The sequence below is a fragment of the Cupriavidus sp. GA3-3 genome (assembly GCF_000389805.1).
In the GTDB taxonomy this organism is placed as follows: domain Bacteria; phylum Pseudomonadota; class Gammaproteobacteria; order Burkholderiales; family Burkholderiaceae; genus Cupriavidus; species Cupriavidus necator_D.
On the sequence record NZ_KB944482.1, the window covers coordinates 384,195 to 404,498 of the forward strand.

The following is a 20,304-nucleotide window of genomic DNA, read 5'->3' on the forward strand; positions in this document are numbered from 1 at the left end:
ACGCCCCAACTTGCCCTTGTCGTCAAAGGAGTCCCAATATGCTGCGTTTCCCTGCCAACATCGTCCCGGACGACGGTGGCTTTGCTGTGTCGTTTCCCGATATCCCCGAAGCCCTGACCAGCGGCGACACCATCGAGCAGGCCCGCGAAATGGCCGCCGATGCGCTCGCCACGGCCATGGAATTCTATTTCGAAGATGGCCGCCCGGTGCCACTGCCGTCGAAGGCAAAACGCGGCCAGCATCTGGTTGAACTGCCGGCCAGCGTGTCGGCGAAGGTGCTCCTGCTTAACGAGATGATCGCGCAGGGCGTGACGCAGGCGGAACTGGCGCGCCGGCTGAATACGCGCAAGCAAGAGGTGCAACGTATCGTCAACCTGGACCATGCGACCAAGATCGATACGATCGAGGCTGCATTCCGGGCGCTGGGGAAGCGGCTGGAACTGACGGTTGCCTGACCGCGCCAAGGCGTCCGTAAACCTCCACCCATGACTTTCGACCTGTTCGACGACCTGCCACCGAACGGCCCCGCCAGCCCCGCCATCGAACCCCTCGCCGACGGCGCCGTAGTCCTGCGCGGCCTGGCCCGTGCGGATGCCGAAGTGCTGCTGGCCGACGTCCAGGCCATCATCGCGCTTGCGCCCTGGCGGCACATGATCACCCCCGGCGGGCTAAGAATGTCAGTGGCGATGGTCAACTGCGGCACGGTCGGCTGGGTCTCCGATGCGCGTGGCTATCGCTATGACCCCGTCGATCCGCTGAACGGAAAGCCGTGGCCGGAGATGCCGGCGAGCTTCCGGAAGCTGGCCACCACTGCCGCGGCGCAAGCGGGTTTTGCCGGTTTCGAACCGGATGCCTGCCTCATCAATCGCTACGAGCCGGGCACCCGGCTCTCGCTGCACCAGGACCGCGACGAGCGCGATTTCAGCGCGCCCATCGTTTCGGTCTCGCTGGGACTGCCCGCGGTGTTCCTGTTCGGCGGCATGCGCCGCGCCGACCGCCCGCAGCGGGTGCGGCTGGCGCATGGCGACGTGGTGGTGTGGGGCGGGCCGTCGCGGCTGGCCTTCCACGGCGTGGCGCCGCTGGCCGACGGCGACCATCCGCTGCTGGGGCGGCTGCGCATCAACCTGACATTCCGCAAGGCGCTTTAGCCATCACCGCCGCCTTGGCACTTTGCCGGGGGTTTTCTACAGTCAATGGACTGTCCTGAACGCCACCGTGCAAAGGCCCACACCATGCATCTCGACGGCTCCTGCCATTGCGGCGCGATCCACTTCTCGCTTGAATCCGACTCACCCAGTCCGTATATGCATTGCCATTGCTCGATCTGCCGCAAGACGGCCGGCGGTGGGGGCTACGCGATCAACATCGGCGGCGACGCGGCCACGCTGCGCGTGCGCGGGCGCAAGCACCTGGGCATTTACCACGCCGTGCTGCGCGAACCCGGCAAGCGCGCGCGGCGCTCGCCGGCGCAGCGCCATTTCTGCGTGAAATGCGGCAGCGCGCTGTGGCTTTGGGACCCGCGCTGGCCGGAGCTGGTGTATCCGCATGCATCGGCTATCGACACGCCGCTGCCGCGCCCGCCGGAGGTGGTGGAGGCCTCGCTGGAATCGGTCGCGCCCTGGGTCGACGTGCCCAAGGGCAAAGGCCATGTGCACTGCGACACCTGGCCGGAGGAATCGCTGGCGGACTGGCACAAGCGGCACGGCCTGTCGTCGCTGAAAGACTCCCGTTCGCGATATGAACGTTTTCATCGGCCGGCCTTGGCAGCTCAGGCGGGCAGGAACCCTTCGACGGTCAGGTAGCGCTCGCCGGTGTCGTAGTTGAAGCCCAGCACGCGCGCGTTGGCCGGCAGCCCGGGCAGCTTCTGCGCGATCGCGGCCAGCGTGGCGCCGGACGAGATGCCGACCAGGATGCCTTCCTCGCGCGCGCAGCGGCGTGCCATCTCGCGCGCGGGCTCGGCATCGACCTGGATCACGCCGTCGAGCAACGAGGTATCGAGGTTCTTCGGGATAAAGCCCGCGCCGATGCCCTGGATCGGGTGCGGCGCCGGCGCGCCGCCGGAGATCACCGGCGAGGCCACCGGCTCCACGCCAAAAACCTTGAGCTGCGGCCACTTGTCCTTGAGCACGCGGGCGCAGCCCGTCAGGTGGCCGCCGGTGCCGACGCCGGTGATCAGCACATCCAGCCCCTCGGGGAAGTCATTCAGGATTTCCTGCGCGGTGGTGCGCGCGTGCACGTCGACATTGGCGGGATTCTCGAACTGCTGCGGCATCCATGCGCCCGGCGTGGCCGCAACCAGTTCCTCGGCACGAGCGATCGAGCCCTTCATGCCCTTCTCGCGCGGGGTCAGGTCAAAGGTGGCGCCATAAGCCAGCATCAGGCGGCGGCGCTCCACCGACATGCTGTCCGGCATCACCAGCACCAGCTTGTAGCCCTTGACCGCGGCCACCATGGCCAGGCCGATGCCGGTATTGCCCGAGGTCGGCTCGATGATGGTGCCGCCCGGCTTGAGCACCCCACGGCGTTCGGCGTCTTCCACCATCGACAGCGCGATGCGGTCCTTGATCGAGGCGCCGGGGTTGCTGCGCTCTGACTTGATCCAGACCTCGTGGCCGTTGCCGAACAGCCGGTTGATGCGGATATGCGGGGTATTGCCGATCGTCTGCAGGATGTTCTGGACCTTCATCGTGTTCTCCGTGGCGGGCGCGGTGTCGCAGGCTTGGAAGCCGCTGGCACCGCAGGATCGAATGACGGGATGATTTTAGAGCAAGGCGCCGCTCGAGCTGCCCGACTGCCGCCGTGATCGTGATGCTGGTGCGCGGCTGAAGCGCGCGCAGCGGGTTACTTGCGGAACACCAGGCTGAAGTTGTTGGCCGGCATCGGCACCGGCTCGTCGCAGCGCATGCCCTGCGCCTCGCCCAACGCGATCACGGCTTCCATGTCGCGCACGCCCCAGTCGGCATCGGTGGCGCGCAGCTGCGCGTCGAAGGCGGCGTTGCTGGGCGCCGTATGCGCGCCGCCGCGGCAATAGGGGCCGTACAGGAACAGCACGCCGCCCGGGCCCAGCAGCTTGCCGGCGCCTGCGAAGAGCGCCTCGGCCGCAGCCCACGGGGCGATATGGATCATGTTGATGCAGACCACCGCATCCGCGGCGTCGATGCCCCACGGCTGGCGGCAGACATCCAGCGCCAGCGGCGCGCGCACATTGGCCAGGCCCGCATGCGCGGTCCACGCGGCGATCGACGCGCGCGCGGCGGCTTCCGCATCGCTTGGCTGCCAGGTCAGTCCCGGCAACGCTGCCGCGAAGTGCACGGCATGCTGGCCGGTGCCGCTGGCAATTTCCAGTACCGTGCCGCTGGCGGGCAGCACTTTGCGCAATACCGCAAGGATCGGCTCGCGGTTGCGCTCGGTGGCGGGCGCCATGCGGCGTGCATCGGGGTCTTGGGTGGAGCCGGTCATGATGGCATGCTCAGCGGGGGAAAGCGCCTAGCGTAGCAGAATCGGCGCGCCGGGGGGCGCGCTGCCGCAGTGCGTCAACGGCCCCCCGGAATCCGGTAGATCAAGCGCTCAAACTTGCGCGTCGTGGCCTGGCCCACGACCGTGCCGCCAAGCGACTCTGCGATCCGGCGGCTGGGCCAGTTCGGTTCGGCCACGGGATAGACCAGGTGCGCCGGCGACAGGTTGTCCTGCGCCCATTGCGCCAGCGCAGTGACCGCTTCCAGGCCGAAGGCATGGCCGTGGCAGTCCTCGCGGATCCAGATGCCGAGTTCCGGCGCGGGCGTGTCGGCATGGTGCAATCCCGCCAGCCCCAGGAACAGCCCGTCGTCGGCACGCCGGATAGTGAGCACGAATTCCGAGCCTCGCGCCATGCCTGCCAGCCAGCCTTGCCACACGGTCTCGAAAGCCGCCGGCGAGGGCGACGGATCCCAGTCCATGAATCGGGCAAGCGTCGGGGTGATGCAGGCAAACGCCTCGGCTGCGTCGTCGCCACGAAAGGGCAGCAGGCTGAGGCGCGCGGAGTGGATGTGCGGAAGCTGGTCAGGCATGACGGGCGGGAGGCTGGGCATGGTGCCGGAGTTGCCATGTTAAACGATCGCGCGCCAACAAAAAACGGCGGGCCGAAGCCCGCCGCCCTCATCCTGGCACTGCGCGACGCGTCAGGCCTTGGCCAGCCTGACGCCGGTCGGATCGGCCGTCAGGTAGCCCACGGCGGCACCGAAGCGGTCCTTGTAGTTGGCCATCACCTTGGCTTCAAGCGTCGGCCGGACCTTGTCGTGCAGCGGCGATTCCCAGTCGCCAACGTGCTGGAAGTTGCTCATCACATAAGTCCAGCCGTTGATCTCGTCCACCGCGTGCAGGCCCGTGGATTCGGCGCCGACCGGGCACGACAGCACGCGGCTGAGCACCTTGGTATCGACGTTGTACGCCCACAGGAAGTTGTTGACGTGGGTATTGCTGTCCTCGCCGACAAACAACGTGCGCAGCTTTTCCGAGAACTTCAGGTTGTCGGGCGTGGCGACCTTGTCCGGGTTGGCAAAGTTGCCCAGCGCATCCTGCTGCTTCATCTTGCCGCCCCCCAGGTCTTCGCTGACCAGCGCGGGCACCGCCGCCATGTCGACCGGCACCCATTCGCTGTTGATGGCCGTGCCGGTCTTGTCGGCCTGGCCGCCCTTCAGGTTCAGCTCATAGACCGCGCCGGAGTATGGGCCTTCCACCTGGATATCACCGGCGTTGGCGGCATTGCCCGTGAGCATGCTCGACTCGATGCGGGACATGGCCGAGTAGGCCTTCTTGTCCTTGATGTTGACCGTGGTGCCTTCCATCTTGGTGAAGCCCAGGCTGCCGCCGACCAGGGCGGCGTAGCGGTGCGTTTCCAGGAACGCCGCGGCCTTTTCCATGCCCGGCATCAGCTTCACCCAGTTCGGCTTGCCGTTGTAGATGATGCGGGTGTAGCTGACGTCAGCGGGATCGGTGGTCTTGACATCCATGATGTCGGCCAGCCTGATGCCGCCGTCGACCAGCGCGCGGATTTCGGCACTGGTGGCGCTGCCCAGCCTGATCCACGACAGCGTGGCGCTGCCCGGGCCCACGCCCGAGGTCTGGTGCCACTTGGCCACGTACAGCGTGCCGGACGACAGGTCGCGGGCGCGGTCGGCGATAAACAGGAACAGGCCGCCGTTGGTGGCATCGTCGCCCATCAGCACGGTGCGTTCGTCGGGCATGACCTGTACCAGCTCATGCGAGATGCGGCCCAGGCAGTAGTGCTTCTTGATGGTGCCGGTGCCGTCCGGGTTGACCGTGACTTCCGGCAGGTGGCCGTAGTTGTAGGCGTTGGCGCGGGCCGGGTCGCCGTACAGGTTCTGGCTGTAGCCCTGCAACTGCGTGACCGCGCTGGCGTTCAGCAGGTCGGTCTCGTACTCCTCGCTCGACAGGTGGGTGTTCCACGGCGACAGGCTGGCGCCGCAGGTGATCCACAGGCCGTTGACGCCCGAGGTATCGACATTGTGGTACTTGACCGGGGTCAGCTTGCCGGTGGCCGGGTCCTGGTCCAGCGTCACCACGGCGATCGGCGACGGCAGCAGGCCGTACATGCTGACATTGCCCTGGTTGCGCGTGGTGTACTCGAACTGCACCACCGCAAACACCGTCTTGCCCTTGACGCCGGGCACGGTCGGGTTGGCCAGGGTCAGCAGTGAGCTGCCGTCCGGCGCGTCGGAGAAAAACTGGCGCTCCTTGCCGGCCACGGAGGTGTCCATGATCGGCTTGTTGTTGATGTCGTAGTAGCCGCCGGCCAGGATGGTGCCGCCCTTGCCGTCGGGCAGGGTGTCGCCGGTGATGAAGAACGGCTGGTAGGCCAGCTTGTAGGTCTGGCTGCTGCCGTCGCTGAACGACACCTTGAGGCTGGAGCCCACCGTGGTGGTCGCCATGGCGTCGGGCGTTGCCAGCGTCGGCGCGCTCATGCCAACGAATTCGGCCGTGGTGAACGTGGCCGCCTGGGCCGGCGGAAGCGGCGCGGCGACAGCGTCGTCGCCACCGCCGCAACCTGCCAGCAGGCTGGTGGAGGCAAGACCAAGCGGCAGCATCGGCGCGCCGGCCAGGAGCTTCAGGGCCTTGCGGCGGCCTGCATTGGGTTGTTCAAGCATGTTCTCGATCCGGGGAAGAGGAAGGGATATGTTGTTCACTGCGTATTTGCGCCGGTCCCGCGGGCGGGGCCGGGCACCTGTTGGCACAGGCGGGCGGCGGGCGGCATTGCGCATGGCCGGAGCGGATCGTAGGCGCTGTTTGTGACACCAAGTTGACGATACAACACAAAAGCGGCGCTTTCGGCTGAGCCAGGATGCCGCTGCGGTACACTCGCCCTTTGCATCCGCGGCTCCACAGGCGCGGATCCGTTGAATGCCGGCAGCCGCCGTTTCTGCCTACTTCCGCCCTTCCGCTTGCCCACTTACACGCTAGCCAACCCCGTCCGGGCCGAGATCGAAATCCGCAAGAGCCGCTTCCTGGCGCTGGCGCTGCCCGTTGCCGACCGTGACGCCGCCATGGCGGCGCTGCAGGCGCTGCGCGCCGAGCACCCCACCGCCACCCACGTGTGCTGGGCCTTGCTGGCTGGCGGCGCCTCGGGCATGTCCGACGATGGCGAGCCCTCCGGCACCGCCGGCCGGCCCATCCTTGAAGTGCTGCGCCACCATGACCTGGACGGCGTGCTGGCGGCGGTGGTGCGCTATTACGGTGGCGTCAAACTGGGGGCGGGCGGGTTGGTGCGCGCTTACACCGATGCCATCGCGGCCGCGCTGAAAAAGGCCGAGCGCGTGGAACGCATCGCCTACGGCACCCTGACGGTGTCCGTCGACTATGCCGACGAGCCGCGCGTGCGCCGCTGGCTCGACTACGACGCGCAGCCGGGCTGCACGCTGGCCGACACCGCCTATGGCGCGCTGGCCACGCTGGTCCTGCGCATGCCCGCAACCCAGCTCGACGCCGCGCGCGACGCCCTGCGCGACGCGACCCACGGACGCGCCCAATTCCCGGAAGCGGAGGGTGAGGACCATGGCTGAACGCGAGCCGGTGGCGCCCGACGACCGCGCCGAATTCACCACAAGCGTGCTGCCAGGCAATACCCGCTTCGCCGCGCCGGCCGAGCTGAGCCTGCTGGAAGCTGCCTTGCTCGAAGGCGTGTCGCTGCCCAACTCCTGTCGCAACGGCACCTGCCGCGCCTGCGCCAGCCGGCTGCATGCAGGGACGATCCGCTATCGGATCGAATGGCCGGGGTTGAGTCTGGATGAGAGGGAAGAGGGGCTGATCTTGCCGTGTGTGGCTTGTCCGGCCAGTGATGTGGTGATTGAGCCGGTAAGTTTGGGGTAGGGGTCAGTCGAAGGTACTATTCGACACTTTTGTCGAGGTCGGGCAGCCGTGTCAGGTCTTGCAGGAAGCCGAGACGAGACTTCGCCGTTCGCTCGCTCGGAGAAAACGCGATCACCTTCGTAACCGGATGACAGCGCGATATCCATGAGGCGTCAAGCCTGCCTCACCCCCCAACCGCCAGAAAAAATCGCAACGCCAGCTTCAACCCATCCGGCCCCGCCGGATCGGAGAACGCCTGCCCGCCTGCCCCGCCGCTCCAGGCGTGACCCAGGCCCTCGATCCGCACCAGGCGCACGTAAGGCGACTTTCCCTCCGTCCAGTCGAACACATCCATGGCACGGCGCATGCCGCGCTGGATGCGCCGTGCCGGCGCCGCGGACAACGCGTGCGCATCCTCCGGCTGCAGGTGCATCCACATGCCCGCCGCGGCGGTGGCGTTGCTGAAGTCGACCACGTGGTCGGCATCGCCATGCAGCAATAGCAACGGCGGCGGGCGGCGCCCTGCCAGTCCGAACCGCAGCGCCTGCATGGCCTTGGCATCGGGCCCGTGTCCCCCGCGCATGGCGCGCGCTGCCTGGGCGGCATTGCTGGCGCTCCATGGCACCGCGCCGGAGTGCGACCCCACTGCGGCAAAGCGTCCCGGATAGCGCAGCCCCAGCATCAGCGCCATCGCGCCGCCCGCGGACAGCCCCAGCACGCTGATGCGGTCCGCGGCAACCGGATGGCAGCGGCAAGCCTGGTCGACCAGCGCCATCAGCAGCCCGGCTTCGACACCGCCCTGAGCGGCGGGCCGGAACCAGTTCCAGCAGCGCTGTGCATTGGCCTGCGAGGCCTGTTCAGGCAGCAACACCACCCAGCCGGCTTCGCGCGCCACGGCGGCGGCGCGCGTGACCGCGGCAAAGCTGGCGGCATCCTGGCCGCAGCCATGCAGCAGCACCAGCATCGGGGCGCGCCGCGACGCCGTGACGCCGGCCGGCACAAAGATGCGGTAGCGGCGCGGCGCCACTGGTGCGCCCCATGCGCCTTCTTCCCAGCGCCCGCTGCCGCGGTTCTGCGGCGCCTGCACCGGCGATACCACGCCCGACAGTGCGCGCTGCGTGGCGGCCGTGACTGCAGCCGATTGCTTCACCGCGTTGCGCACGATGGCCTCGGTCATCGGCCTGGTCAGGTTCTGGTTGACGGCGCGCTGCATGCGGCGCGCATTGCGGGCCGCGGCCTTGTTCAGCGTGGACCAGAGTTTTGCACCGGATGAGCGGGGCATGCGGCGTCCTGTCGGCTGGGGTAACCCGTACATCATATGCGCAAGCCCAGGCCCACCTTGCATGCAACGCGTGCCGGATCACTGCCTACAATGCAAGGGCCGTGTCGCCCCGAGACATGGACAGGAGGCAAGCATGAGCGATGTGACAAACGAGTTCAGGCCCCTGGATCCTGGCCGCATCAACCTGATGGATCCGCTTGAAGTGCAGTACTGGTGCCGGGAGCTGGGCTGCAGCACCAGCGACCTGGAGAACGCCGTCGATGCCGCGGGCGACCATATCTCCGCGGTACGCGCGCAACTGGAGTCGAACCAGGCCGGCGCGCGGCCTGGCTGAAATCCCGAGACAAACGGTGGCAGGCATCCCCGGCTGAGCGGGGATGCCTGTGGCGCCCTGCGCCTTCAGCGGGCCACGTGAGATGTCGGCGCCGTGTCCGTTCCATGCCGGCATGCGCGGCACGCATCAATCGCATGCGTGCATGCAGTCCGTACCCTTGTTAAACGCTGTGCAGACCGGAATTCAGCAATGCCTTATTCGCTGGACGGTAGTTTTGCTGCATGATTTCCGGCCCGGGCAAAAGACCCGGCACTCAAGACTGGGACAGCTTGACAACACCACGTCGGAAACCAAGGGGTTACCAACACTAGGACGCATCGACAATGAACACCAGGCTGCCGATTATCACGGTTTGCACCGCCTTGCTTGCACCTGCCGCGTGGGCCGGCAATGACCCGCACTGGAGCTACACCGGACCGACCGGTACCAGCCACTGGGCCGAGCTCGACCAGGACTACAAGACCTGTGCGCTGGGCAAGCACCAGTCGCCCATCGATATCCGCACCAGCAAGGCCCGGCCTGCGGACCTGAAGCCGATCGGCTTTGGCTACGCCGCGGCGCCCGCCACCGTGGTCAACAACGGCCACACCGTACAGGTCAACCTGCCCGCAGCGGGGCAGATCGAACTCGACGGCGTGCCCTACAAGCTGCTGCAGTTCCACTTCCATACGCCCAGCGAAGAGAAGATCAACGGCAAGGCCTATCCGCTGGTCGCGCACCTGGTGCACCAGAATGCAGAAGGCAAGCTGGCGGTGGTGGCGGTGCTGTTCAAGTCCGGGCGGGAGAATGCGGCGCTGAAACCGGTCTTCGCGAGCCTGCCGGCCAAGGCCGGAGAGTCGCGCGAACTGACGGCGCCGCTGGATGTGGCGGCGTTGCTGCCGGCCCGGCAGTCGTACTGGGCCTTCACCGGCTCGCTGACCACGCCGCCGTGCAGCGAGGACGTGCGCTGGCAGGTGCTGAAGACCCCGGTGGAAGTGTCGCCGGCGCAGTTGGCCGCATTCCGTCAGCTTTATCCGATGAACGCCCGCCCGGTGCAGCCGCTGAACGGCCGCACGGTGCAGGTCAGCCACTAGAGGACGGCGCCCGATAGAAGTACCAATCGGGCGGCAATGACCGACTGTGCGCTCCCTCTCCCGCTTGCGGGAGAGGGGAGCAAGCCAGCGGCAGGGTCAGGACAGCCCGCGCAGCGCCAGCTCGCCGCCCAACACCAGCAGCCCGCAGAAGAACAGCTTGCGGAAGCGCTCGGCGCTGATCCGGTGGCGCAGCCACTGGCCCAGGAACATGCCGCCGAGCGCCGGCACCAGCGCCAGCGCCGAGGCGCCCAGCACCGGCATATGCAGCAGCGACCCGCCCATGGCCAGGCTCACCGCCAGCGCAATGGTCGATACCGTGAACGACAGCCCGAGCGCCTGCACCAGGCTTTCCTTGTCCAGCCCGAGTCCCTGCAGGTAAGGCACGGCGGGAATCACGAACACACCGGTCACCGCCGTAATGCCACCCGTGACCAGCCCGATCAACGGCCCGAGCCACCGCTCCGCCCCTGCCGGCACCACCAGCTTCACCGCTGCCAGCCCGACCACCGCGTACAGCACCAGCGCCACACCCAAGGCCGAGGTCGCGTGCGTCGTCATGCCGGCCGGCACCCATGCCGCGCACAGCCAGGTGCCGGCGCAGATCGCCACCAGCATCGGCCACAGCCGTAGCATCAGCTGCCCGAAGCGCGGCCCGCCGAACAGCTGCACCACGTTGGTCACCATCGACGGCGCCACCAGCAGCGCCGCGGCCTGCGCGGGCGGCATCACCAGCCCCAGCATGCCCACCGCAACCGTGGGCAAGCCCAGGCCCACCACCCCCTTGACAAAGCCTGCCAGCAAGAACGTCAGGCCGATAAAGGCGGCTTGGGTGGCGATTGCTTCCATCGTCATCGCTGCTCCCCCTCAGCCCGCCTTGTGGTCATGCACCGCGCGGCTGTCCGCCGGCGCCTGGTCGCGCTCGTTCAGCCCGTAGTCGCGCAGCACCTGCGCCACGCGCAGCCGGTAGCCGGCAAACACGCCGCCGCGACCGGCCGCCTGCGCCTGGCGATGAGCCAGCGTATTGCGCCAGGCGATCACCGCGGCCTCGTCGCGGAAGAACGACAGCGACAGCAGCTTGTTGGGGTTGGTCAGGCTCTGGAAGCGCTCCACCGAGATAAAGCCGTCGATGGCCTCCAGCTGCGGGCGCAGGTGCGCGGCGATATCGAGGTAGTTGTCCTGCCGGCCCGGCGCGGGCTCGACTTCGAAGATGACTGCGATCATGTTGTCTCCTGGGGGCAATGGCGGGAATCAAAGGAAATGCGGAATGCGTGCGTTCAGCGACGGACGATAGCGGAATGCCTGCGCCAGCGCGGCCGGGTCGGCCCCACGCGCACGCAGCGCCGCCACCGTGGCGGCAGCCAGCGCCTGCGCCAGGCGGTCGCCGGGACAGGCATGGCGGCCGTGGCCGAAGGTCCATGGCCGTTCGCCGGCCGCGGCACCACTGCACGACGCCGCGGCCAGCAGCACCAGCACCGCGTCGCCGGCCTTGACGGCGTGGCCGCACAGTTGCGCATCGGCGGCCAGGAAGCGCCGCGTATTCTGCACCGGCGGATCCTCCCGGGCGACCCGCGCCACCACGGCATCGAGCGGCAGCCCTGACTGCGTCGTGTCGCGACCCAGCCGCAGCAGCGTATTCCCGGCCAGCGCCGCGGTGGCTTCGCAGGCTTGCACCAGCAGGCCGATGATGTTGGCGGCGACCGCCTGCGCGTCGATGCCGGCGGCACGGGCTGCCTGCCGCAGCGCCGGCAGCGGCCCTGCGCCGTCCGCCGCATCGGCAAGCCAGTGCCCCAGCCATTGAGCGGCCTCGGCGCCTGCGCGCACGGCCGGTGCATCGGCCAATGGCGACTGCGCGCCGGCGAAGGCCGCAACCCGTTGTGCGGCTTCGGCCGCGCTGCTGCCTTCGTTGGCAACCGGCAGGCCAAGCAGGTCGGCGACCGTGACGACCGGCAGCGTGAACAGCCAGCGATTGATGCACTCGCCGGACATGGCGGCCCAGGACGCTTCGCCGGCATCGAGCACCGCCGCCAGCACCGTTGCGCGCTGCGCCGCGGCGGCCGGGTCGATACCCGCCAGCATCGGCATCAGCAGGGCCTTGAGCGGCGCGTGCGCGGCGCCGTCGTTCATCCGGACCAACCGGCCGAACAGCTCGCCGGCGGCGGTGCCGGCCAGCGCGGGCGGCACCGGCTGCGCGGGCGGCCGCACGCGGCAGTCGGAGTGGGCAAGCACGTCGGCCACTTCCTGCGGGCCGGCGGCAACCCACAGGCCAAGGCGGTCATCGCGGAAGAATGGCTGGCTGGCGGCCAGCTCCCGGTAGTACGGGTACGGGTCGGGATGGGTGACGGCGCTGAGCGGATCGATATCGGTATCGGGCATGGCGGCACAGTGGATGGAAGTGCTGAGTCCTTGCAGCGAACCCAGCGCCCGGGGGCGGGCGGACAGTCACATCATGCCGCCGCGGCGCAGGCCGAAGGTTCATGGTGACATGAACTATCGAATGAAGTGACGCAACGCCGCCACACCCTGGGACTTCACGCATCCATTCGCGCCAGCTCCCCTTCCCCTTGCGCCGCTTCCGTCGCCGGCTCGTCGTTCCGGTGCGCCAGCCGGTACAGCACCGGCAACACCAGCAAGGTCAGCGCCGTCGACGACAGGATGCCGCCGATGACGACCGTCGCCAGCGGACGCTGCACCTCGGCACCCGTGCCCGTGGCCAGGGCCATCGGCACGAAACCAAGCGACGCAACCAGCGCGGTCATCAGCACCGGCCTCAGCCGCGTCAACGCCCCATCGCGGATCGCCGCATCCAGCCCATGGCCTTCCTCGCGCAGCGAGCGGATAAACGACAGCATCACCAGCCCGTTGAGCACCGCCACGCCGCACAGCGCGATAAAGCCCACCGCCGCCGAGATCGACAGCGGAATGCCGCGCAGCCATAGCGCCAGGATGCCGCCGGTCAGCGCGAACGGGATGCCGGTGAAGACCAGCAGCCCGTCCTTGACGTTGCCGAACATGGCGAACAGCAGCACGAACACAATCCCCAGCGCCAGCGGCACTACTATGCGCAGCCGCGCGGTGGCGGACTGCAGCTGCTCGAAGGTGCCGCCCCAGCTGGTCCAGTAGCCCGCCGGGATCTGCACGCGCGCGCGGATGGCGGCCTCGGCCTCGGGCACGAAGCTGCCGATATCGCGCCCGCGCACATTGGCGCTGACCACGATGCGGCGCTTGCCGTTCTCGCGCGAGACCTGGTTGGGGCCCGGTGCGATATCCACGCTGGCGACTTCGCTCAGAGGGATATAGCTGGTGCGCGCTGCGGCTTCCTTCGGCAGCGGCACCGGCAGGCGCCGCAGCGCTTCCACGTCCTCGCGCACGGCATCGGGCAGGCGCACCACGATGTCGAAGCGCCGGTCGCCGCTGAAGAAGGTGCCAGACACCTTGCCACCGATGCCGATCGCCACCGCATCCTGGATATCGCTCAGGTTCAGGCCATAGCGCGCCGCCTTGTTGCGGTCGATCTGGACTGTCAGCATCGGCAGGCCGGTGGTCTGTTCGACCCTCACCTCGGCCGCGCCGGGGATGCCCTGCAGCACCGCCGCGATGCGATTGGCGGTCTGCTCCAGCACGGCGTTGTCGTCGCCGAACACCTTGACCGCCACGTCGGAGCGCACGCCCGAGATCAGCTCGTTAAAGCGCAGCTGGATCGGTTGCGAGAATTCATAGTTGTTGCCCGGCAGCTTGCCCACCTCATCGCGGATCGCGGCGATCAGCTGGTCGCGCGTGCGGCGCGGCTCGGGCCATTGCGACATGGGCTTGAGCATGATGTAGCCGTCGGAGATATTCGGCGGCATCGGGTCGGAGGCGATCTCCGCGGTGCCGGTGCGCGCAAAGATGCGCTCGATCTCCGGGAACCTGGCCTTCAGCGCGGTTTCCACCTGCTGCTGCATCGCCACGGATTGCGTCAGGCTGGTGCCGGGGATGCGCAAGGCCTGGATCGCCAGGTCGCCTTCATTCAGGCTGGGCACGAACTCGCTGCCCAGCCGCGTGGCAATGGCCAGGCACAATGCCACCGCCACGCCGGCAAACGTCAGCACCACTGGCGTCGCGGCCAGCGAGCGCTCCAGCAGCACCGCGTAGCGGCGGCGTGCCCAGGCCATCAGCCGGTTCTCGCGCTCAGCCACGCGGTTGCCGATAAACTGCGCCACCGCGGCCGGCACGAAGGTCACCGACAGCACCATCGCGCCCAGCAACGCCAGCACCACGGTGAAGGCCATCGGGTGGAACATCTTGCCCTCGACCCCGGTCAGCGCAAAGATCGGCAGGTACACCACCATGATGATCAGCTGGCCGTACAGCAGCGGCCGGCGCGCCTCGCGCGCCGCGGCAAAGACTTCATGCAGGCGTTCGCTGCGCGTGAGGGGATGGCCGTGGCGCTCCTGCGCATGCGCCAGCCGGCGCACGCAGTTCTCGACGATCACCACCGCGCCGTCGACGATGATGCCGAAGTCCAGCGCGCCCAGGCTCATCAGGTTGGCGCTGATGCGGTAGTGCACCATGCCCGTGAAGGTGAACAGCATCGACAGCGGGATCACCAGCGCGGTGATCAGCGCCGCGCGCAGGTTGCCCAGGAACAGGAACAGGATGGCGATCACCAGCACCGCGCCTTCCAGCAGGTTCTTCTTGACCGTGGCAATGGCCTTGTCGACCAGCGTGGTGCGGTCGTACACCGTGACCGCCTGCACGCCCTTGGACAGCGTGCGGTTGATCTCGGCCATCTTGCGGTCCACCGCCTGCGAGACCGTGCGGCTGTTCTCGCCGATCAGCATGAACACGGTGCCCAGCACCACCTCGCGGCCGTTCTCGGTGGCCGCGCCGGTGCGCAGCTCGCCGCCGGTCTGCACGGTGGCCACGTCGCGCACGCGGATCGGCAGGCCCTGCGCGGTGCCGACGATCACGTCGCGGATATCCTCAAGCGAGCGCACCTGCCCCGGCACGCGCACCAGGTACTGCTCGCCGCGGCGCTCGATATAGCCGGCGCCGACGTTGTCGTTGTTCTTCTCCAGCGCGCTCACCACATCGGCCAGCGACAACCCGTACGACGCCATGCGCTCCAGACTGGGCGCGACCACATAGGCGCGCGCATGGCCGCCGATGGCATTGACCTCGGTCACGCCGGGTACGTTGCGCAGCTGCGGGCGGATCACCCAGTCCTGGATCTCGCGCAGGTCCGACAGCGTATAGGGCGTGCCATCCGGCTTGCGCGCTCCGGGGTCGGCCTCGACCGTCCACAGGTAGATCTCGCCCAGCCCGGTCGAGATCGGGCCCATCGCGGGCGTGATGCCGGCAGGCAGCTTGTCGCGCGCTTCCTGGATGCGCTGGTTGACCAGCTGGCGCGCAAAGTGGATATCGGTGCCGTCGCGGAAGATCACCGTCACCTGCGACAGCCCGTAGCGCGACAGCGAGCGCGTCTGCTCCAGCCCGGGCAGGCCCGCCATCACGGTCTCGACCGGATAGGTGATGCGCTGCTCGGTCTCCAGCGGCGAATAGCCCGGCGCGGCAGTGTTGATCTGCACCTGCACGTTGGTGATATCCGGCACCGCGTCGATCGGCAGCCGGGTGTAGCTGTACAGGCCCAGCGCGGCCATGCCCAGCACCGCCAGCAGGACCAGCCAGCGTTGCTCGATGGCAAAGCGGATCAGACGTTCAAACATGCACGCCTCCCGCTCAGTGCTCATGCCCGGCGCTGGCTTTGCCCAGCTCGGACTTGAGGATGAAGCTGTTGGCCGCGGCGTAGCGCGCGCCGGCCTGCAGGCCCTCGGTCACCTCCACCAGCTTGCCGCCGGCGCGCCCGGTCTTGACCGGCTGCACCGCAAACCCACCCGGCACGGCGATGAACACCACGCTCTGGCCGTCGACCTGCTGCACCGCGTCGGCCGCCACCGTCACCGGCACCTGCGCCGGCGCGCCCAGCACGCTGACCGTGACGAACAAACCCGGGCGCCACGCCATGCCGGGATTGGCCAGCGTCACGCGCGCCTTGGCCGTGCGCGTCTGCTCGCCCAGCAGCGCGCCGACGTAGGACACCTTGCCCTCGGCCTGCGTGTCCGAGGCGCTCGAGCGCACCGTGACCGCTTCGCCAACGCGCACCTGGTCCAGGTCGCGCGCGGACACCACGAACTCCGCCCATACCGAACTCAGGTCGGAGACCGTGAACACGCTGGTGGCTTCCTGGACTGCTTCGCCCAGCGCCAGGTGCTTCTCGACCACGATGCCATCGAACGGGGCAAGCAGCGCAAACTGGTTCAGGCTGCCGCCCTTGCCCGCGCTGTTCTCCGTGGCGCCAATCGCGGTCAGCTTCTGGCGCGCGTTCTGCACCGCGATCTGCGCTTCCTCCAGCGCTGTGCGGGCCTGCTGGTAATCCTGCTCGGCGGAGATCTTCTCCTGCCACAGCGTCTTCTCGCGCGCATAGGTGGCACGCGCCAGCCCCTCGCGCTTCTGCGCCGCCAGCAGCTCGCTGCGCTGCTCGGCCAGCGTCGTGCTGGCGAGCAGCGCCAGCACTTCGCCCTTGCGCACCTGCTGGCCAAGGTTGGCCGGCACCGCCTGCGCCACGCCCGCCACGCGCGGCACCACGTGCGCGGTGCGGTCTTCATTGAAGCGGATCTCGCCCGGGAATTCGACGCTGCTGCGCAGCGGCGCCGCGGCGGCGGTGGCGATGCCGATGCCGGCCTGCTGAATCTGCGCAGGCGTCAGCGCGATCAGGTGCGGCTTGCCTTCGGCTTCCGGTTTCGCCGCGGGGGCGCTGGCGTCAGCGTGCGCGGCCGCCTTGCCTCCTTCCTTGCCATGTTCGTGCTCCTCGGCATGCCCGTGCCCGGCCTCGCCGGTGGCGCCGCCGCCCTTGCTGGTGGACAGGATCGCCGCGCCGCCCAGCAGCCCCGCGACCAGGATGGCCACCACGGCGGCCCGTTGTTGCTTGCTCATTGCCATGTCTGCAGCTTCCGTATCAGTGTCCGAGGATGCGGTCGATGCTGGCCGCCGCGTCATAGGTGCGGGCCAGCACGTCCAGGTAGCGGATGCGCGCCTGGAACAGCGTGCGCTGGGCATCCAGCACATCGAGGAAATTGAATTTGCCGGCCTCGAACCCGCGCGAGGCAGCGGCATAGGCCTGCTCCGCCGCGGGCAGCACCGAGGCCTGCAGCGTCTGCGCCGCGGCGCGCGATACCGACAACTGCGTCGACGCCTGCTGCAGCTCACCGACCAGGCGGATGCGCGTGGCCGCGTGCGTGTCCTGCGCCTTGTCGGCGCGGCGCAATGCGGCGTACAGGTTGCCCTGGTTGCGGTCAAACAGCGGCAGCGGGATCGCCATGCCCAGCACGGCCATATTGCGGTTGGCCTCGTTGTCGCGCTTGGCGCCCAGGCTCACGGTCACGTCGGGGTACTGGCGGCTGCGCGCCACGGCGACTTCGGCGCGGCTGCGCTCGGCAGAAAGGCGGCTTGCCGCCAGCTGCGGCGAGTCTTCCAGCGCCGCTTGCAGTGCTGCCGGCGCGGGGCGCGAGGGCAGCGCGTCAAGGTCGCCCTGCGCCTGCGCAAAGTGCGGCACGGCACTGCCCCACAGCGCGGCCAGCGATTGCCGTGCGGATTGCAGCGCGCCGGTGGCCTCGGCCAGTTCCAGCTCGGCATTGGCCTGTTCGACCCTGGCACGCGTTTCTTCCAGCGGTGCGACCTTGCCGGCGGCCACGCGCCGCCCGGCCGCCGCGGCCGCCTTGCTGGCGATGCCGACCGAGCCTTCGGCCAGCTTGACGCGCTCCTGCGCCACCAGCACGCCAAAGAAGCGCGTGATCACCGCGGCGCGCAGCTCGGCGCGTACGCTGCCCAGTTCGGCCTGCGCCAGCTCGCGCCCGCGCTCGGCCACGCCGATGCGCGCGGCGCGCTTGCCGCCGAGTTCGATCGGCAGGTTGATCTGGCCGGTGGTGGAGCGCGTGGCCTTGCGCGTGTCTTCCATCGACACGGCCAGTTCGGGATTGGGCAGCACGCGCGCCTGCGTGACATCGCCCTCGGTGGCGTCAAGCTCCTTGCCCGCCGCGGACAGCGTGAAGCTGCCGGCTTCGGCCAGCGCCAGCGCGGCGTCGAGCGTGAGCGTGCCGGCAGGCTCTTGCCCCGGGGCCGGCGAGGATGCCGATGGCTGCGCCATGGCAGGGGGCGGCATCTGCGCGACGCCATGGATCGGGCTGGATAGGACGGCCGCCAGCCCAAGCGGCAGCAAAAGTCTTCGCATCGAATTGCACCAGGAAAGGAACCGGGAGAATTCGGCGAGACGCCTGACGTCAGGGACTCAGGAAAACCAGGAAATGGAAGCGTCGTCTCGCCGGCTAAGCGAGACGCGGCCACTGCGGACGGTCGGGCGCCCGCGCACTGTGCGAAGAGAAGCTGGGCTGCGACGCCGGTGGTGCCAGTTCCACCCGGCGCATGGCGTGCACGTCGGGCGCGTCGGCCCGTGCAAACGGCAGCGAAGCGATATGGCAGACGCCGCAGTCGGGATCGGGCAGGCCGAGCTTGGCCTTGTCCTGCGCCTTCTGCGCGGGCTGGTCCTGCTTGCCGCTGTCGGCCTTGTGCTGGTGCTCGTGGTGCCCGAAATGGGCCTTGGCCGAAGCCGCCACCTCATGCCGGCAATACGCGGCGGCTCCCGCCCAGGCGAACTGGAGCGGCAGGACGAGCGCAAGAAGGATGAGGATGAGCCGTTGCATAGGGGAAGTGGCAGCTGCCCTGGCCGCCGGGCATCAGGCGCCGGGGAAGTGCAGCGAGCCGCAAGTTTAACCGAGCCGCACCGGGCATTCCGGCGACGGGGTCATTACATTTGCGTCATGCCACGGGTCATTTCCGCCCTCGCCCATTAATTCAATTTTTTTGAATAACTTGTCCGGCAACTGACCTGCTTCCGTATCGATGGCGCTCCTATAGTTCTGTACATGAACGGCACGCACACAACGCAAAGCCTTCTGACAAATTCAACGAGCTTAAGGAGAACCATCATGACCAAGACCACCCGCCTCGCTACCGCCCTGCTCCTGTCGCTGGCCGCCCTGGGCGCCGCGCAAGCCGCCACCGCCGCCGAACAAGTGCCCGGCGACAAGTACGGCTACAGCTTCCGCAGCACCGTGCCCGGCGACAAGTATGGTTATGAGTTCCGCAGCCATGATGTGTTCACGGAAGGCGCCCGCGTCGGCAAGGCCGATCCGTTTGTCGACGGCGCACGCACGCTGGCCGGGCTGGACCGCAGCGGCGTGTCGGCCGCCCCAGCGCGCAGCTTCGACACCTATTCCGAAGGTAGCCGTGCCGGCAAGTTCGATCCCTATGGGGAAGGCGCGCGCGCCTGAGCGATACCGGCACCCAGCCAGCAAGAAGGCCAGCGAATCCGCTGGCCTTTTGTCATTCGTCGCGCCCCAGCCTGTGCATGGCCTCGCGCAGGGTCCGCATCTGGGCGCTGAAGCTGGTGCAGGCGTCGCAGATCGCCAGGTGGGAGCGCATGCGCAGCCGCTCGCCCCATGACAGCGGCCGGTCCAGGCCCTTCATGGTGAGGTGGTGGATCTCTTCGCAGTTCGGCAGCAGGCGGCGGGAAGGGCGGGAATCTGGCATGTTGCTCAGTGGCTTATCCGTTGCATGGGCGGGGGGCCGGGATCAACCGGCCTTGCCGGGCCGGCCGCGCTGGCCGAACCAGTGCAGTTCCAGGCATTCGCGCAGGCGCATGCGGGCGCGGTACAGCATCGCCCAGGCATTGGTCGCGCTGATCTGCAAATGCTGACAGATTTCTTCGGTGTCCAGCTCCAGCCACTCGCGCATCATGAAGATCCGGCCGGTGCGCTCCGGCAGGCGGTCAACGCACAGCTGCAGGATCTCGAAGAACTCGCGGCGCTCAAAGGCGCGTTCCGGGTTGCCCCAGTCGGATGGCGGGTCCTGGTAGTGGCCGTTGCGCGTGAACAGCGCGTCGAAGGCATCGTCGTCGGATTGCCGCTGGCCCTCGGCATCGGTGGCCAGCGCCAGCCTGACCTCACGCTTGCCGCTGCGCAGGGTGTCGATGATCTTGTGCTTGAGGATACCAACCAGGTAGGTGCGCAGCGTTGACTGGCCGGCGAAGCGCTCAGGGTGCTCCAGCGCCGCCAGCAGTGTTTCCGAGACGGCATCCTCGGCCAGTGCCTGGTCGCGCAGCTGCAGGCGGGCAAAGCGCAGCAGGTAGGGGCGTAGGGCCTGGAGTTCGGCGGGGTCGAGACTCATCGGGGATCGGGGCG

21 protein-coding genes and 1 pseudogene are annotated in these 20,304 nt (G+C 68.4%); 8 read left to right on the forward strand and 14 right to left on the reverse strand.

Translation table 11 applies throughout. The features are described from left to right. Window positions 1–38: 38 nt before the first annotated feature. The 3 genes and pseudogenes from C265_RS19670 to C265_RS19680 form a co-directional block, all read left to right on the forward strand. Window positions 39–455: a type II toxin-antitoxin system HicB family antitoxin gene (locus C265_RS19670; protein WP_010810694.1), complete on the forward strand. Its 417-nt coding sequence runs from the start codon at window positions 39–41 to the stop codon at window positions 453–455. A 30-nt stretch (window positions 456–485) separates the two neighbouring features. After that, entirely contained in the window at window positions 486–1,148 is a 663-nt protein-coding gene (gene alkB / locus C265_RS19675; protein ID WP_010810695.1) for a DNA oxidative demethylase AlkB, read from the forward strand. Window positions 1,149–1,232: 84 nt separating this feature from the next. Beyond that, window positions 1,233–1,715, forward strand: a pseudogene (locus C265_RS19680) (GFA family protein); the annotation flags it as partial. A 53-nt stretch (window positions 1,716–1,768) separates the two neighbouring features. Here C265_RS19680 and cysK read toward each other — a convergent pair. The 4 genes from cysK to C265_RS19700 all read right to left on the reverse strand — a co-directional run bounded on the left by cysK (window position 1,769) and on the right by C265_RS19700 (window position 6,143). Continuing rightward, window positions 1,769–2,686 (reverse strand): cysteine synthase A, encoded by a 918-nt coding sequence (cysK, locus tag C265_RS19685; RefSeq protein WP_010810697.1) that lies wholly within the window; start codon window positions 2,684–2,686, stop codon window positions 1,769–1,771. 155 nt (window positions 2,687–2,841) lie between these two features. Next, complete coding sequence (locus C265_RS19690) at window positions 2,842–3,459, reverse strand: DUF938 domain-containing protein (RefSeq protein ID WP_010810698.1); 618 nt, start codon at window positions 3,457–3,459, stop codon at window positions 2,842–2,844. 74 nt (window positions 3,460–3,533) lie between these two features. Beyond that, window positions 3,534–4,046 (reverse strand): GNAT family N-acetyltransferase, encoded by a 513-nt coding sequence (locus C265_RS19695; RefSeq protein ID WP_011617843.1) that lies wholly within the window; start codon window positions 4,044–4,046, stop codon window positions 3,534–3,536. Window positions 4,047–4,157: 111 nt separating this feature from the next. Beyond that, on the reverse strand, window positions 4,158–6,143 hold the full coding sequence (locus C265_RS19700; RefSeq protein ID WP_010810700.1) for a PhoX family phosphatase: 1,986 nt from the start codon (window positions 6,141–6,143) through the stop codon (window positions 4,158–4,160). A gap of 294 nt (window positions 6,144–6,437) precedes the next feature. Between C265_RS19700 and C265_RS19705 the strand changes: the two genes are divergently transcribed. Next, the gene (locus C265_RS19705) at window positions 6,438–7,055 is read left to right on the forward strand and encodes a YigZ family protein (protein WP_037024807.1); all 618 of its coding nucleotides are present in this window, start codon (window positions 6,438–6,440) and stop codon (window positions 7,053–7,055) included. Then, on the forward strand, window positions 7,048–7,362 hold the full coding sequence (locus C265_RS19710; RefSeq protein WP_010810702.1) for a 2Fe-2S iron-sulfur cluster-binding protein: 315 nt from the start codon (window positions 7,048–7,050) through the stop codon (window positions 7,360–7,362). The genes C265_RS19705 and C265_RS19710 overlap by 8 nt, the downstream gene beginning before the upstream one ends. A 163-nt stretch (window positions 7,363–7,525) precedes the next feature. Here the strand turns inward: C265_RS19710 and C265_RS19715 are convergent, their stop codons facing one another. Beyond that, window positions 7,526–8,623 carry a PHB depolymerase family esterase gene (locus C265_RS19715; RefSeq protein ID WP_010810703.1) on the reverse strand — a complete coding sequence of 366 codons (1,098 nt, stop codon included), beginning with the start codon at window positions 8,621–8,623 and terminating at the stop codon, window positions 7,526–7,528. Between the two features lie 133 nt (window positions 8,624–8,756). On the opposite strand from C265_RS19715, the gene C265_RS19720 reads away from it, so the two are divergent. Continuing rightward, window positions 8,757–8,957, forward strand: coding sequence for a DUF3606 domain-containing protein (locus C265_RS19720; protein ID WP_010810704.1), 201 nt, complete (start codon window positions 8,757–8,759; stop codon window positions 8,955–8,957). Between the two features lie 323 nt (window positions 8,958–9,280). Beyond that, entirely contained in the window at window positions 9,281–10,030 is a 750-nt protein-coding gene (locus C265_RS19725; RefSeq protein WP_010810705.1) for a carbonic anhydrase, read from the forward strand. Between the two features lie 96 nt (window positions 10,031–10,126). Here the strand turns inward: C265_RS19725 and C265_RS19730 are convergent, their stop codons facing one another. The 7 genes from C265_RS19730 to czcI all read right to left on the reverse strand — a co-directional run bounded on the left by C265_RS19730 (window position 10,127) and on the right by czcI (window position 18,765). After that, window positions 10,127–10,882 carry a sulfite exporter TauE/SafE family protein gene (locus C265_RS19730; RefSeq protein ID WP_011617847.1) on the reverse strand — a complete coding sequence of 252 codons (756 nt, stop codon included), beginning with the start codon at window positions 10,880–10,882 and terminating at the stop codon, window positions 10,127–10,129. 12 nt (window positions 10,883–10,894) lie between these two features. Further along, a complete protein-coding gene (locus tag C265_RS19735) occupies window positions 10,895–11,251 on the reverse strand; it encodes an antibiotic biosynthesis monooxygenase (protein WP_010810707.1) in 357 nt (118 codons plus the stop codon). Between the two features lie 27 nt (window positions 11,252–11,278). Beyond that, a complete protein-coding gene (locus C265_RS19740) occupies window positions 11,279–12,403 on the reverse strand; it encodes a cytochrome P450 (protein WP_010810708.1) in 1,125 nt (374 codons plus the stop codon). Between the two features lie 155 nt (window positions 12,404–12,558). Next, on the reverse strand, window positions 12,559–15,735 hold the full coding sequence (locus C265_RS19745) for a CusA/CzcA family heavy metal efflux RND transporter (protein ID WP_010810709.1): 3,177 nt from the start codon (window positions 15,733–15,735) through the stop codon (window positions 12,559–12,561). 13 nt (window positions 15,736–15,748) lie between these two features. Continuing rightward, window positions 15,749–17,008 carry an efflux RND transporter periplasmic adaptor subunit gene (locus C265_RS19750; RefSeq protein ID WP_037024726.1) on the reverse strand — a complete coding sequence of 420 codons (1,260 nt, stop codon included), beginning with the start codon at window positions 17,006–17,008 and terminating at the stop codon, window positions 15,749–15,751. A gap of 16 nt (window positions 17,009–17,024) precedes the next feature. Further along, entirely contained in the window at window positions 17,025–18,296 is a 1,272-nt protein-coding gene (locus C265_RS19755; protein ID WP_010810711.1) for a TolC family protein, read from the reverse strand. A gap of 94 nt (window positions 18,297–18,390) precedes the next feature. Next, window positions 18,391–18,765, reverse strand: coding sequence for a cation efflux protein, CzcI family (gene czcI, locus C265_RS19760; protein ID WP_010810712.1), 375 nt, complete (start codon window positions 18,763–18,765; stop codon window positions 18,391–18,393). Between the two features lie 285 nt (window positions 18,766–19,050). Here czcI and C265_RS19765 point away from each other — a divergent pair, with 285 nt between their 5' ends. After that, window positions 19,051–19,395, forward strand: coding sequence for a hypothetical protein (locus C265_RS19765; RefSeq protein WP_010810713.1), 345 nt, complete (start codon window positions 19,051–19,053; stop codon window positions 19,393–19,395). 52 nt (window positions 19,396–19,447) lie between these two features. Here the strand turns inward: C265_RS19765 and C265_RS19770 are convergent, their stop codons facing one another. Both C265_RS19770 and C265_RS19775 read right to left on the reverse strand, forming a co-directional pair. Next, on the reverse strand, window positions 19,448–19,654 hold the full coding sequence (locus tag C265_RS19770) for a zf-HC2 domain-containing protein (RefSeq protein ID WP_010810714.1): 207 nt from the start codon (window positions 19,652–19,654) through the stop codon (window positions 19,448–19,450). 42 nt (window positions 19,655–19,696) lie between these two features. Further along, window positions 19,697–20,290 carry a sigma-70 family RNA polymerase sigma factor gene (locus tag C265_RS19775; protein ID WP_010810715.1) on the reverse strand — a complete coding sequence of 198 codons (594 nt, stop codon included), beginning with the start codon at window positions 20,288–20,290 and terminating at the stop codon, window positions 19,697–19,699. Between the last annotated feature and the right edge of the window lie 14 nt (window positions 20,291–20,304).

Excerpts from the sequence above, each read along its gene's own strand:
- C265_RS19710 (WP_010810702.1), top strand. The coding sequence starts at position 7,048 with ATGGCTGAACGCGAGCCGGTGGCGCCCGACGACCGCGCCGAATTCACC.
- C265_RS19725 (WP_010810705.1), top strand. The coding sequence starts at position 9,281 with ATGAACACCAGGCTGCCGATTATCACGGTTTGCACCGCCTTGCTTGCA.
- C265_RS19765 (WP_010810713.1), top strand. The coding sequence starts at position 19,051 with ATGACCAAGACCACCCGCCTCGCTACCGCCCTGCTCCTGTCGCTGGCC.
- C265_RS19755 (WP_010810711.1), bottom strand. The coding sequence starts at position 18,296 with ATGCGAAGACTTTTGCTGCCGCTTGGGCTGGCGGCCGTCCTATCCAGC.
- C265_RS19700 (WP_010810700.1), bottom strand. The coding sequence starts at position 6,143 with ATGCTTGAACAACCCAATGCAGGCCGCCGCAAGGCCCTGAAGCTCCTG.
- C265_RS19750 (WP_037024726.1), bottom strand. The coding sequence starts at position 17,008 with ATGGCAATGAGCAAGCAACAACGGGCCGCCGTGGTGGCCATCCTGGTC.
- C265_RS19715 (WP_010810703.1), bottom strand. The coding sequence starts at position 8,623 with ATGCCCCGCTCATCCGGTGCAAAACTCTGGTCCACGCTGAACAAGGCC.
- C265_RS19740 (WP_010810708.1), bottom strand. The coding sequence starts at position 12,403 with ATGCCCGATACCGATATCGATCCGCTCAGCGCCGTCACCCATCCCGAC.
- C265_RS19695 (WP_011617843.1), bottom strand. The coding sequence starts at position 4,046 with ATGCCTGACCAGCTTCCGCACATCCACTCCGCGCGCCTCAGCCTGCTG.
- C265_RS19690 (WP_010810698.1), bottom strand. The coding sequence starts at position 3,459 with ATGACCGGCTCCACCCAAGACCCCGATGCACGCCGCATGGCGCCCGCC.
- czcI (WP_010810712.1), bottom strand. The coding sequence starts at position 18,765 with ATGCAACGGCTCATCCTCATCCTTCTTGCGCTCGTCCTGCCGCTCCAG.
- cysK (WP_010810697.1), bottom strand. The coding sequence starts at position 2,686 with ATGAAGGTCCAGAACATCCTGCAGACGATCGGCAATACCCCGCATATC.
- alkB (WP_010810695.1), top strand. The coding sequence starts at position 486 with ATGACTTTCGACCTGTTCGACGACCTGCCACCGAACGGCCCCGCCAGC.
- C265_RS19735 (WP_010810707.1), bottom strand. The coding sequence starts at position 11,251 with ATGATCGCAGTCATCTTCGAAGTCGAGCCCGCGCCGGGCCGGCAGGAC.
- C265_RS19730 (WP_011617847.1), bottom strand. The coding sequence starts at position 10,882 with ATGACGATGGAAGCAATCGCCACCCAAGCCGCCTTTATCGGCCTGACG.
- C265_RS19745 (WP_010810709.1), bottom strand. The coding sequence starts at position 15,735 with ATGTTTGAACGTCTGATCCGCTTTGCCATCGAGCAACGCTGGCTGGTC.
- C265_RS19770 (WP_010810714.1), bottom strand. The coding sequence starts at position 19,654 with ATGCCAGATTCCCGCCCTTCCCGCCGCCTGCTGCCGAACTGCGAAGAG.
- C265_RS19670 (WP_010810694.1), top strand. The coding sequence starts at position 39 with ATGCTGCGTTTCCCTGCCAACATCGTCCCGGACGACGGTGGCTTTGCT.
- C265_RS19775 (WP_010810715.1), bottom strand. The coding sequence starts at position 20,290 with ATGAGTCTCGACCCCGCCGAACTCCAGGCCCTACGCCCCTACCTGCTG.
- C265_RS19720 (WP_010810704.1), top strand. The coding sequence starts at position 8,757 with ATGAGCGATGTGACAAACGAGTTCAGGCCCCTGGATCCTGGCCGCATC.